Origin of the sequence: Asaia bogorensis, from assembly GCF_900465345.1 — a bacterium.
GTDB classification, from domain to species: Bacteria; Pseudomonadota; Alphaproteobacteria; order Acetobacterales; family Acetobacteraceae; genus Asaia; species Asaia bogorensis_A.
Map to the genome: position 1 here is coordinate 33,771 of NZ_UEGO01000010.1, position 12,962 is coordinate 46,732.

The window sequence follows — 12,962 nt, forward strand, 5'->3', positions numbered from 1 at the left end:
TGGTCAAGAAACTCTTGTCACGAAAAAACGTAACGGGCGGCGCCTTTTCCGGTTCGCCCGTTCATCGTTTCAGGCCAGCACCGGGATGCCGGTCTGCTTGGCCTTTTCTTCTGGCTCGACATGAATATGGATAAGGGCGCGGCCGATATGACGACGCAAGGCGTGTTCGACCCGGTCGCAGATATCATGCGATTCCGATACCGTCATGGTGCCTGGCACCACCAGATGAAATTCGATGAAGCTGACACTGCCTGCGGTGCGTACACGGATGTCATGGGCCTCGATCGCGCCTCTTGCATGTTTCGAAATAACGGCCCGGATCATCTGGAGCGTGTCTGTGTCCGGCGCTTCGTCCATCAGACCGGCGATGGATTGCTTCATCATGTCGAATCCGACGCGCAGGACGTTCACGGCCACAAGGGCCGAAAGAATGGCATCGAGACGCGTGTAGCCGGTGAGCGGGATGAGCGTGATACCAATCACCAGAACGACTGTTGTCCAGACATCGGAAATGACATGGCGGCCATTGGCAGTAAGGGCGGGCGAGCGGCGCATGCGGCCCTGACGCACCAGAACCAGCCCCCAGATCAGATTGACCACACCGCCAAGCGCGTTGAAGACGATGCCACGCCACGGGGCGAGATCATGGTTGGGCGCCCACCAGCTCTGCCACGCGACCCAGGCGATTCCGATGGCGGTGAGCACCACCAGAACAGCCTCGCTGACGGCAGAGAGATATTCGGCCTTGTCATGCCCGTAGGTATGGTTCTCATCCGCCGGTCGCTGCGCCACTTTCAGTGCCCACAGAGCCCCCAGAGCGGCAGCAACATTGATGATCGTTTCAAGCGCGTCAGACAGCAGGGCAGAACTGCCACTGACGCGCCAGGCCACGTATTTCAGCCCGAGGGCAACGAGGCTGACGAGCAGCGAGAACCAGCCAAAAACGATCTTTTCGGGCTGCTTCAGCATGAAACGGCACCCTGACAGGCAGGATTATCGCCGCATGTCGTCCCGTGATCATGAGGGCTACAGGGAAAAGGCGACCCGGCGGCCTCAATCTGGAAGGTTGCATGGCCGATCCTGAAGCGCTTGGCGAGCATGGTGGTCGCCTCCCGCAGGATACCGGCCTGCCTCGTGGCGTCGGCATTGCTGACAAGATGAACGGTCAACGCGGTTTCAGTCGTGCTGAGCGACCAGACATGCAGGTGATGGAGGCCCTCAATATCGGGCAGTGCCAGCAGGCCGGCTTCGACCTCATCCAGACGGATCTGCTCGGGCACGCCATCGAGTGCCATATCGAGTGAGGCGCGCAGGAGGGACCACGTACCGATGATGATGGACACACAGACCAGCAGGCTCACGATGGGGTCAAGAATGGCCCATCCGGTCATCATGATGATGAAACCTGTGACGACCACAGCCAAGGACATGAGCGCATCGGCGGCCATATGCAGGAAGGCCCCGCGCAGATTGAGGTCATCCTTGCCGCCCCGCATGAAAAGCAGGGCTGTCGCGCCATTGACCAGAATCCCCCCGAAAGCCACCAGCATGACAACGCGTCCGGCAACCTCCCCCGGTGCGACAAGCCGCGTGATGGCTTCCCAGATAATGCCGCCGGTTACCAGCAGCAGCAGTACCGCATTGCCAAGGGCCGAGAGGATGGTGGAGCGCTTGAGCCCATAGGTAAAGCGCGTAGTTGGCGCACGCCGGGCCAGACTATGGGCAAGCCATGCGGCCCCAAGTCCCAGCACATCGGAAAGGTTATGGCCAGCATCCGAAAGGAGCGAGAGGGAATGAGCCAGTAATCCCCAAATGGTCTCGGCAACGATATAGGCAATATTCAGTGCCATTCCCAGAAGGAACGCACCGCCGTAACTTGCGGGCTCATGAACATGGTGGTGTCCCCCATGCCCATGCCCATGCCCATGCCCATGCCCATGCCCATGCCCATGCCCATGCCCATGCGTTTCGTGATCGTCATGACCGTGTTCATGCGTATCCGCGTCATGTCCATGCGGGTCATGATCATGGTGGTGGGCATGGTCGCAGGCGTGTTCGGCCATGAAATTGCTCTCGAAAGAAATTGCCACAGGGATTGTGCTGGTCAGGGATCATATAGGGCATCGACACGATACCCGCCAAGGCGAAGCCGGACTGTGGGTGAGAAATGACGGGCGGCGCACAATATGGGTGATTCTTCCCCAAAAGTTAACGTAATTCTAAAATCGTTACTACGAAACACTTAGTCAAATTGTAATGCATCGATTGTTTAACGACATGTATGTGCCCGGTTTCTGATAAAGGAATAGAATGGAAAGTGAATGATTCGGGTGGTTATTCCGTTCAGAAAGGGTTTGTCATCAAATCATTCAATTTCGTTATTGAATTATCGGCTTTATTGGGGTGGTATGCGTGGCACCAAGTTGGGCTACTGGCCGTTAATGAGCTTTTAACGTTATTGGGTATTTTGGTGAAGGTCTCTCAGCTTTTCCGAGTTTGCGCCTCGGGTCTTCCGGCTTCCGAAAGGACAGTCCCGATCATGCGCGGCGAGCTCCGGTCGTTCATCGGGCAGATGTGCCAAGGGGCTGCGGCGTCACAGTTTCCATGTCCGGCTTCAGCCGGATCTCTTCACTCCCGGAAGGGCGATGTGTCCTCCCCGGTGGGAATAAAACACAGGATCCGGAGCGGAATTGCCGCTCATTACTCTATCACCACCGTGCCGCTTTCAGCGGATCAGCGTGACCGAGACGTTATCGCGTCCCATAAAAGCAAGGAAAATATGATGCGATCGCTACGCCCTTCCGTTGCAGCCCTCATCGTCGGAACGGTTCTGGCCGGAATGCCAGCCCGTGCGGCTGAACCGCTGGTTTATGCGCCGATGGAGCCCGGCCGCATGTCGGATGTGATTCGTACGCTCGCCTCAGATCCATTCGAGGGACGTGCACCTGGCACGATGGGGGCGATCCGGTCGGTCAATTACATCGTCTCCCAGTTTCAGGCGATTGGTCTGGAGCCAGCGGGGGATAACGGGAGCTGGACCCAGGAAGTCCCGATGATCCATACGCGGATCGCGCCCGACTCCCTGATTCATTTCAAGGCCGGTGGGGCGGAAGGGCTCGATTTCCATCAATCGGAACAGATCTATCTGACTACCGGGACACCTTCGTCCCAGATACGCATTACGGACGCGCCGCTCGTGTTTGTCGGGTATGGCGTCACTGCACCGGCCCGCGACTGGGATGATTTCAAGAATGTCGATCTCAAGGGCAAGATTGCGGTCATCCTGATCAACGATCCTGACTTCAAGGCGGCTGCGGATGAACCCGTGAAGGGCCGCTTCGGTGGTCGGACCATGACCTATTATGGCCGCTGGACCTACAAATATGAGGAAGCGGCCCGCAGGGGTGCCGTTGGCGCGCTGATCATCCATGATACAGAGGCCGCTTCCTATCCCTGGAGCACAGTCATTGCGGCGGGGGGAGAGGCCTTCGATCTCGAGCGCAAGGGCAAGGCGGAATCGCTGGTCGTCAAAGGCTGGCTGGAGGGGCAGGCGGCCCATGACCTGTTTGCTCGAGCGGGGCTCGATCTGGACAAGCTGAGCGTGCAGGCACGTCGCGCCGATTTCACGCCTGTCACCCTGCCGGGTGTCACCATGACCACGACGCTGGATGTCACCACGTCGCATCTGCAAAGCCGGAATGTTCTGGCCAAGCTTCCGGGCAGCACTCATCCTGACGAGACGATCGTTTACGGTGCGCATTGGGATGCGTTCGGCAAGAGCCGCGGCCCCAATGGCGAGGCTTTGATACGGCGCGGCGCCATTGACGACGCTTCGGGCATTGCGGCGGTGATGGAAATTGCCCGTGCTTTCAAATCCGGCCCTCAGCCGGAGCGGACGATTCTCTTCAGCGCCTGGACGGCTGAGGAGCGCGGGCTTCTGGGATCCACCTGGTATGTCGAGCATCCCCTTATCTCTCTGCCCAAGACGGTTGCAAATTTCACGATCGACGTGCTGCAGATGGGTGGTCTTTCACATAATGCCTTTCTCGTAGGGGCCGGGCAGGACAGTCTGCAGGATGACTTCGCGACAATCGCTTCCGCGCAGGGACGTGTGACTGTCAACGAAGCCCTGCCTGAACGCGGGGCCTTCTATCGCGCCGATCACCTCCCGTTTGCCCGTGCCGGTGTGCCGGTGCTGCCGATCATGGATCTGGCCGGATATCCGGACCTCGTGAACGGTGGTGTTCCAGCGGGCCGCAAATGGCTTGAGGGCTATATGGCCTGTTACCATCAGCCCTGCGACGCCTGGAGCGCCAGCTGGGATCTGCGTGGCGCGGCTGAGGACGCCGCGGCGCTTTACGAGGTTGGCAGAAGTCTGGCCTTCTCGCGTATGTGGCCAAGCTGGAAGCAGGGCTCGGAATTCAAGGCAATCCGTGAGCGCACGGAGTCGCAGCGCCCTGCACTCTGACGGGTATGGAGGCCGGGAACGGCCTCCGCCCTGCCTGCCATGGGGCTATTAGCAACGCAGCAGGCATGTACCTCGATGGCGCGGGCATAAGGCAATATTAGGCGGAGGAGGCATGCTCCTTCAGGAGCGGTCCTTCAGATCGGGCCAGATCGCGCTATTCTTCTTGACAAGACACGCCCAGTTCGTGACTTGCAGCCCACATGATCCGGCTAACAGAACTCAGGCTCCCTCTCGACCATTCAGACGATGCCCTGCGCGAGGCCATTCTTCAGCGTCTCGGTGTGCCATCCGAGGCGTTGACAGCGTTCACCATCGCCCGGCGTGGCTATGATGCCCGCAAACGCGGGCGCATCATGCTGATCTACAGCGTTGATTGCGTGGTCGAGAATGAAGCAGCCGTTCTCGCAGCTCATGAAAACACGGTTTCGGTCATGCCGACACCAGAGATCCGCTACAAGGCACCCTCGGCTGAACCGGGTCCTCTTCGCCCCGTGGTAATCGGCGCCGGGCCATGCGGTGTGATGGCGGCGCTGGTTCTGGCGCAGGCTGGTCTCAAGCCCATCGTCATCGAGCGCGGAAAGATCGTGCGTGAGCGAACGGTGGATACGTTTGCCCTGTGGCGTCGCTCTGAACTGACTCCAGAAAGCAATGTGCAGTTTGGCGAAGGTGGGGCAGGGACCTTCTCGGACGGCAAGCTTTATAGCGGCGTGAGCGATCCGCGCCATCTGGGCCGCAAGGTCATGGAAGAGTTCGTCAAGGCGGGCGCACCGGAGGAAATTCTTTACGTTTCCAAACCTCATATCGGGACATTCAGGCTGGTCTCGATGGTGGAGCATATCCGTGCCGAGATCGAGCGTCTGGGGGGTGAATATCGTTTTGGCGTGCGCGTGGATGGTCTGCGTACCGAGGGCGAGCCAAGGCGCCTGACTGGGCTTGTTCTTTCCGATGGCAGCATGCTCGATACTGACCGCGCCATTCTGGCGGTGGGTCACAGCGCGCGTGATACGTTCGAGATGCTGCGTGACGCGGGCGTGCCCATGGTGCCCAAGCCATTCTCCATCGGGGTGCGTATCGAGCATCCACAATCGCTGATCGATTGCGCACGCTTTGGCGATCAGGGTGGTCACCCGCTCCTGGGGGCAGCCGACTACAAGCTTGTGCATCATGCAAAAAACGGGCGGGCGGTTTATTCCTTTTGCATGTGCCCCGGTGGTACGGTTGTCGCCGCTACTTCCGAACCAGGGCAGGTCGTGACAAATGGCATGAGCCAGTATTCGCGCGCCGAGCGTAACGCCAATGCCGGTATTGTGGTGGATGTCTCGCCCGAGCGTGACTATCCGGGGGATGTACTGGGCGGCGTTGCGTTCCAGCGCCACTGGGAACGGGCTGCCTTTGTCGCGGGTGGCGGGGATTATCGCGCACCCGCCCAGCGCGTCGAGGATTTTCTGGCCAACCGCCCCTCGACCCATCTGGGTGAGGTCGTACCCTCCTATAAGCCTGGCGTGACACCAACTGATCTGTCGCTCTGCCTGCCGGATTTTGCGGTCGAGGCCATTCGCGAGGCGCTGCCGGCTTTCGAGCGCAAGCTCAAGGGGTTCTCGATGGGCGATGCCGTGCTGACCGGGGTGGAAACACGTACCTCGTCGCCCATCCGGATGCCGCGTGATGAGACGGGGCAGAGCCCCGGGCTGGTCGGCCTTTTTCCAGCTGGTGAGGGCGCAGGCTATGCCGGGGGTATTCTTTCGGCAGGTATAGATGGCATTCGCGCCGCAGAATGGGTGATCGGGGATCATCAGGGCGCTAAGGCCGGTGCCGAGGGCTGAGCCTCGGCGGCGGCATATTAGCGCATACGAAGGGGTAACATCTGTTCTGCCTGAGCCGGGGTAATTCCGCTGCGCTCGCGGACCGGCCCACGAGTTGCATGGCAGCGCGATAATAAATAGGCAGAACCGCGTCGTTTGGCCGCCGTTGCAGGCTCATCATCTTTCGAGAAGTTGAGCCATCATGACCCTTATCGATCCCCGCACGCGTTATCCCCGCCCTCCTTTCGAAGTGCAACCGCAGGAATTTCCGGGTGTCTCCGCAAGGATGAAGCCCGAGCCCGATTATGGTGATGAGAGTTATCAGGGCAGTAATCGCCTGAGCGGTCTCGTCGCCCTGATTACAGGGGGTGATTCCGGCATCGGGCGCGCTGTGGCTGTCGCCTATGCGAAGGAAGGGGCAGACATCGCCCTGTCTTATCTCGAAGCCGAACAGCAGGACGCGCAGGATATTGCGCGGTCGGTGGAGAAGGCCGGTCGTCGTTGCCTGCTCCTGCCCGGCGATATCCGCGAAAAATCCCATTGCGAGCATCTGGTGAGCCAGACGGTCGAGGCCTTCGGCGGGCTCGATATTCTGGTCAACAATGCCGCTTTCCAGCATCCAAGAGAGAATTTTCTGGATATCGAGGATGAGGAATGGCGTCGCCATTTCGACACCAACATCCATGCGATGTTCTATATCACGAAGGCAGCCCTGCCGCATCTCAAGCCGGGAGCCTCGATTATCAATACTTCATCGGTGAACACACGCACGCCGATGCCCATTCTCATTCCCTATTCGATGACCAAGGCGGCGATTGCCAACTTCACCGTTGGGCTCGCCGGGAGCCTGGTCGAGAAGGGTATCCGCGTAAACGCGGTACTTCCCGGCCCGATCTGGACGCCGTTCATTGCAACCGGGATGCCGCCTGAACAGCATGAGGATTTCGGGTCGCAGGCCCCCATGGGGCGTCCTGGCCAACCGGCTGAACTGGCGGGAGCCTATGTCTATCTGGCGGACCCCAACAATAGCTACACCACGGGTGCTCTGCTGCCGGTACATGGTGGCATGCCGCAACTCTGAGGTGAGTCATCACCTGACAGGGAAATGACTGTCGCCCGGTGCGGAGTGATCCCCGCATCGGGCAGTTTACTATCCAGACAGTGATGGCTTCGTGGTAACATCCGTATATTGATCTATGATCATTCCAAATTTATCGAAATACTACTGGATAATAAAACAGAAAATCCAATACCCCAAATATAGATATATATTATTATCATTGAATTACAATTTAATACTGCAAGAGGTTTGACATGAAAATTAATATAAAAATAATTGTCCATTACTCGTCATTTTGCTAAAACGTAGTCAACACACCGCAAATCCTGCCGCCTATCTGTCGACATTGCGTGTTTACTGTAAAATAGTCGCATGCTCGCCATATTATCGGAGCTGGTACTGGTATTTTTCGGGAGCCTCGCCTGGTTTCCTAGGCTGAGCGAGCGTATCACGAGCGGCAGGGATGCCGAAAGAAGGTGAGTATGGCCACCAATATTACTGGCATCTGGTCTGCAGTTCTGAACAAGGACGGTATCACCGTCTATCAGAGTGGCACTGTCGTTCAGCAGGGTCCGGTACAGTTGACTGGTGGCGCTACGCTTTATGTGACAAGCGGAGCGACGGCCTCGGGGGTTACCAATTCGGGTAACGTTCCCAATATTGTTGTGTCCTCGGGTGGTACATTGCTTAGTTCGACAATCACGAACGGCTATGTTTCGGCTCTTCAGGGTGCAACGACGAGCGGCAATGCGTTCAATTCTGATCCGGCCTATTATTTCAGCGGTGCGCAGTCGATTGATGACAAGTATTTTGCCGCTGGAGGCTACGGTACCGATAATGCCAATTTCAGTGCAGGGTCGATTGTTACCAACGCCACCGCATCGACGGGTGGGCCGCTGAATTTCTACTCGGGCGCAACCGTGAATGGTGTGACCGTGTCCTCGGGTGGGGTTGTCACGTTCAGCGCTGGATCAGTTGTCTCCAACCTGAATATTCTGCCGGGCGGTTCCGCTTTCATCAGTACAATCGTCGGTACGCCAGTAAACTCGGCGCCTGTTATGCCCACGAGCGGGGTGACAACGGTGACTGGTGTCTGGTCGGCTGTGCTGAGTGGAGGCAAGACAATCTACAAAAATGCCGCAGGCACGGCTCTTGAGGCCCCTCTTCGCCTGAGTGCTGGCACGCTTTATATCACGAGTGGCGCAACCGTCTCCGGGCTGCTCGTTCTGGGAGGGACGCCTGTCGTCTCGGTTCTCAGCGGTGGCAAGCTGCTCAATTCCCAAATCAATAATGGGTATGTCTATGTTAATGGGGGCGGCATCACGAGTGGCAATCTGCTGAACTCAAATCCGATGCGCTACAGCGCAGGCGCAAGCTCGGTCAATGATATCTTCCTCAATAGTGGCTATGCGGCGGATACGGTCTATGCCCTCAATGGGGCAACACTCATCAACCCGACGATTTCGGCAGGTGCACCTGTCGTCGTCAGCAGTGGCGCGACGATCATTGATCCAGTGGTGACGTCTGGGGGACAGCTCTCGATTTACGGTGGCAGTGCAACGACCTGTTTTCTCGCGGGCGCCATGATCGAGACCCCTCAGGGTCCCTGCGCCGTCGAAGCCCTTCGGGTAGGGCAGGAAATCATGGTCTACCGGAATGATAAGGCCTGTATCGAGACGGTGTCACGCATCTGCAAGGATCACATGACTGTCGGGAACCTGCGTGATGATGATATGGCCGGGTTCCCGGTCAGGATTGGTGCCCATAGTCTTGGGTGCAACACGCCCGATCGGGATCTGCTGGTAACGGCCGAGCACTGCCTTTACTTAGAGGGAGGGTTTGTTCCCGTTCGTATGCTCGTCAATGGACAGTCCATCCGTTATGACCGCGGTTATGAGAGCTATGATTACTACCATGTCGAACTGGCCCGGCATGGTATCATTCGCGCCAATAACGTCCTCACCGAGAGTTATCTCGATACAGTCACACCGTTGGACAACCGTGAAGGCAAAGGGCTGACGCGCTATAGAAGCTGGGCGTCTCATGGGGCAGCGTCTTTACGTGTCGAGCGAGCCTTCGTAGAGCCGATATACAAGGCCATCATGGCACGTTGCGGATGTGAGGACACGACAAGAGACGATCTGGACCATGATCATGGGCTGTATCTTGTCACAGATGGTGGGCAGCGTATCGAGCAGCGGAGACGCGCCGGCGATCAGTTCCTGTTTTCCCTTCCGCCGGGGGTAGAGCGTGTCCGTCTGGTCTCACGTCATGCACGACCATTCGATACGCTGGGGCCGTTCATTGATGATCGTCGCGAGCTCGGTGTGCTGGTCAGTGACATCACGCTCTATCGCCCGAATGGCACGCATACCATACGAACTCATCTGGATCAGGATGAACTGCCGGGATGGGACGGGGCACGGGGTGAGGATTGTCGCTGGACGCTGGGTCACGCGACTCTGCCGCTCGACCTGCCCGTGCAGGACGATCCTGCACTGCTTAGCGTACGCATTGTCGCCGCCGGACCGTATTGCGACAGGCAGACCATCTCTAAGACACGGGCTGCCTGACTGTCGGCCCTAGCCCATCATATGGCGCTGATTGCCGAGCACCCATAGCGTTCCACCCACCATCAGGATGACGATCAGCAGCGAAAACAGGATCAGCTGGAGGTCGTCACGATGGGAGCGCGACAGGTCGATATGCAGGAAGAACCGGAAATGCACCACGACCTGAGCAAGCCCAAGCAGGGCGATGATCCAGATCAGGCTCGGGCGCGGTAACAGCCCCAGCATGACCCCCGCAAAAGGTATGGCGGAGAGGAGTAGTGCAAGGGCCAGGCCGATGATGTAGCCATGCAGTTCCTGGCGGCGCTCCTGCGCATGACGATCGCTCATGACAGGGCTCCAAGCAGATAGACGATCGAGAAAATCCCGATCCAGACAATATCGAGAAAATGCCAGAACAGGGCCAGGCGCATGAAGCGTGTCTGCACCAGCGGATCGAGGCCGAATTTCGCGACCTGCGCAAACATGATCAGCATCCAGATGCAGCCACTCGTGACATGCAGGCCATGTGTGCCGATCAGCGCCCAGCTTGCCGAGAGCCAGCCGGATCGCGACGGAACACCGCCTTTTTGCGCCATGCTGATAAAGTCATGCAATTCCAGCGACAGGAAAACGAGGCCCAGCGCCAGGGTGACCGCAAACCAGAATAACGTTTTGCCCGTCGAGCGGTCATAACGCATGGCCAGCGTCGCAAGACCGCAGGTGAAGCTGCTCAGAAGGAGTGCCACAGTCTCCCACGCTGCGGATGAGAGATCGAACAGCTCATGCGGGCCGGGCCCACCGGCCAGAGAGTGCCCCATCGTCGCATAGGTGGCGAAGAGCATCGAAAAGATGATGAGGTCGCTCATCAGAAAGACCCAGAACCCGAACAGGGCTTCCTCGGCCTGGGAGCGCACAGCTTCCTGGTGTGATTCCGGTGCTGAGTGGCTCAGACGGATACCGATATGGCTCGGCCCCTTGCCGTGAACATCCGCCGCCATCAGACAGGCTCCCTGACCAGACCGCGATTGGCGGTCGTAAACATGGCATCATTGGAAATGGCCGGGCTTTCGCGCAGGGTCAGCAGCCAGCGTTCCTCGGTCGCCCGTATTTCCGCAGCCGGGATCACATAGGATGTATCGCGGTTGAAGCTGCGTACGATAATCGCCCCGAAGAACACCGCAGCGCCCAGCAGGACCGCCCACCAGATGTGCCAGACAAGCGCAAAGCCGAACACGCCGCTGGCCACGCAGCAGACAAACCCGACCGGCGTGCTCGAAGGCAGTTCGATATCGTAATAATGCTCCGGTGCGCGCCACGCCGTGTGCTGCTTCTTCGCCTGATGAAAGGCATCGACACTGTCGATCTGAGGAATAAGCGCAAAGTTGTATTCGGGGGGCGGTGCCGCCACCGACCATTCTAGGGTGCGACCATTCCATGGATCGCCTGCCGGCACAGCGAGGATCTGGCGATCGCGAATACTGGTCCAGAGCTGAATGACCATGCTGGCCAGCGCACACAGGACGAGCAATGCGCCGCAAAGCGCGACCCAGAGATAAGGGCGGTAAACTGCCTCAAAAAACTCCTGGCTCCGTCGCGGCATGCCAAGCGCGCCCACAATGTAGAGCGGCATGAAAGCCAGAATGAAGCCGCCGACCCAACAGCCGAAAATCACCCGGCCCCAGCCTTCATGCAGCCGGAACCCGAATGCCTTGGGGAACCAGTAGTGATAGGCGCTCAACATGCCAAAAAGCAGGCCGGGAATGAGCATGTTATGAAAATGCGCGACGAGAAACAGGGTGTTGTGCACCTGATAATCGAAGCCCGGATTGGCGAGCATGACACCGGTTGCCCCCCCGACCACAAACAGCACCATGAAGGCGCAGGCATAGAGCATCGGGACGCTGGTCCGTATGCGCCCACGCACCATGGTCAGCAGCCAGTCATACACCTTCACCCCGGTGGGGATGGCAATCAGCATGGTGGCAATGCCGAATACCGCATTGACGTTCCCATCCTGCCCCATGGTGAAGAAATGGTGCAGCCACACCGTGAAGGACAGAACGGCAATGGAGATCGTGGCCCACACCAGCGAGGTGTAACCGTACAGGCGCTTGTTCGAGAACGTCGCGATGGTTTCGGAATAGACACCAAAGGCGGGCAGAATGAGGATATAGACTTCCGGGTGACCGAACAGCCAGAACATGTTGATGTAGTTCATCATGTTGCCGCCAAGCTCGTTCGTGAAAAAATGCATGCCCAGATAGCGATCCATCGCCAGCATGAGCGTCGCGACCGTGAGCGGCGGCATGGCAAAGATCATCAGGATCGAGATGCACAGCGCCGTCCAGGCAAAGAGCGGCATACGGAACAGGGTCATGCCCGGCGCACGCTTCTTGTAGATCGTGACGGCAAAATTGATGCCGGTCATCGTATTGCCAATGGAGCTGAGCGTGAGCGCCCATATCCAGTAATCAACCCCCACACCGGGGCTGAATGACAACTCCGTATAAGGAGGATAACCGGTCCAGCCTCCTGTCGAGAACTTGCCCACGCATAGCGAAACCATCATCAGCACCGCACCTGCGCTGGTCAGGCCCAGACTGATGGAATTCATGGCGGGGAAGGAGACATCCCGCGCGCCGATCTGGAGTGGCATGGCGAAGTTGTACACGCCAATCAGGAACGGCATGGCCATGAAGAAAATCATGATCGTGCCATGCGTGGTGAAAAGCTGGGCGAAATGTTCCGGCGGAATGAAGCCGGGGTTGTTGTAGGCCACGGCTTGCTGTGAACGCATGACGGCGGCCTCGACCACTGCGCGGGCCAGCATGACGAATGAGACCACCACATACATGATGCCGATGCGCTTGTGGTCCACGCTTGTCAGCCACTCAGTCCAGAGCGCCTTCCAGCCCTTCAGCCAGGTGACGAAGACCAGCACGGCCAGAGCCCCCAGCACCACCACCGAGGCAGCAACCGTTGCGATTGCGCTATAAAATGGCAGGGCGTCATAGCCGAGCTCACCAAAAAGAAAATGGCGCAAAAGCGGGTCTCCGGTCATGGGGGCGTTGCGTGAACAA

Annotated in this window: 10 protein-coding genes; 4 read left to right on the forward strand and 6 right to left on the reverse strand. The window is 58.3% G+C overall.

Translation table 11 applies throughout. The features are described from left to right. Positions 1-69: 69 nt before the first annotated feature. Genes ED655_RS03850 through ED655_RS16040 form a run of 3 tightly spaced genes read right to left on the reverse strand, consistent with a single transcriptional unit; the run spans position 70 to position 2,041 of the window. A complete protein-coding gene (locus ED655_RS03850; RefSeq protein ID WP_122049073.1) occupies positions 70-969 on the reverse strand; it encodes a cation diffusion facilitator family transporter in 900 nt (299 codons plus the stop codon). Then, a complete protein-coding gene (locus ED655_RS03855) occupies positions 963-1,850 on the reverse strand; it encodes a cation diffusion facilitator family transporter (protein WP_408735640.1) in 888 nt (295 codons plus the stop codon). Before ED655_RS03855 ends, ED655_RS03850 begins: the two co-directional genes overlap by 7 nt. Then, the gene (locus ED655_RS16040; protein WP_408735641.1) at positions 1,841-2,041 is read right to left on the reverse strand and encodes a hypothetical protein; all 201 of its coding nucleotides are present in this window, start codon (positions 2,039-2,041) and stop codon (positions 1,841-1,843) included. The genes ED655_RS03855 and ED655_RS16040 overlap by 10 nt, the downstream gene beginning before the upstream one ends. A 738-nt stretch (positions 2,042-2,779) precedes the next feature. Between ED655_RS16040 and ED655_RS03860 the strand changes: the two genes are divergently transcribed. The 4 genes from ED655_RS03860 (at position 2,780) to ED655_RS03875 (ending at position 9,903) form a co-directional block, all read left to right on the forward strand. Then, positions 2,780-4,468 carry a M28 family metallopeptidase gene (locus ED655_RS03860; RefSeq protein WP_346773208.1) on the forward strand — a complete coding sequence of 563 codons (1,689 nt, stop codon included), beginning with the start codon at positions 2,780-2,782 and terminating at the stop codon, positions 4,466-4,468. 200 nt (positions 4,469-4,668) lie between these two features. Further along, entirely contained in the window at positions 4,669-6,291 is a 1,623-nt protein-coding gene (locus tag ED655_RS03865) for an NAD(P)/FAD-dependent oxidoreductase (protein WP_122049074.1), read from the forward strand. Positions 6,292-6,472: 181 nt separating this feature from the next. Then, the gene (locus ED655_RS03870; protein ID WP_122049075.1) at positions 6,473-7,351 is read left to right on the forward strand and encodes an SDR family oxidoreductase; all 879 of its coding nucleotides are present in this window, start codon (positions 6,473-6,475) and stop codon (positions 7,349-7,351) included. Between the two features lie 461 nt (positions 7,352-7,812). Next, positions 7,813-9,903: a Hint domain-containing protein gene (locus ED655_RS03875; RefSeq protein WP_122049076.1), complete on the forward strand. Its 2,091-nt coding sequence runs from the start codon at positions 7,813-7,815 to the stop codon at positions 9,901-9,903. Between the two features lie 9 nt (positions 9,904-9,912). Here ED655_RS03875 and cyoD read toward each other — a convergent pair whose 3' ends face one another. The 3 genes from cyoD to ED655_RS03890 are packed head-to-tail and all read right to left on the reverse strand — an operon-like array spanning position 9,913 to position 12,943. Next, complete coding sequence (cyoD, locus tag ED655_RS03880; protein ID WP_122049077.1) at positions 9,913-10,230, reverse strand: cytochrome o ubiquinol oxidase subunit IV; 318 nt, start codon at positions 10,228-10,230, stop codon at positions 9,913-9,915. Further along, positions 10,227-10,880 carry a cytochrome (ubi)quinol oxidase subunit III gene (locus tag ED655_RS03885; protein WP_122049078.1) on the reverse strand — a complete coding sequence of 218 codons (654 nt, stop codon included), beginning with the start codon at positions 10,878-10,880 and terminating at the stop codon, positions 10,227-10,229. The genes cyoD and ED655_RS03885 overlap by 4 nt, the downstream gene beginning before the upstream one ends. After that, positions 10,880-12,943, reverse strand: a complete 2,064-nt coding sequence (locus ED655_RS03890) for a cbb3-type cytochrome c oxidase subunit I (RefSeq protein ID WP_122049079.1) — start codon at positions 12,941-12,943, stop codon at positions 10,880-10,882. Before ED655_RS03890 ends, ED655_RS03885 begins: the two co-directional genes overlap by 1 nt. Positions 12,944-12,962 lie beyond the last annotated feature (19 nt).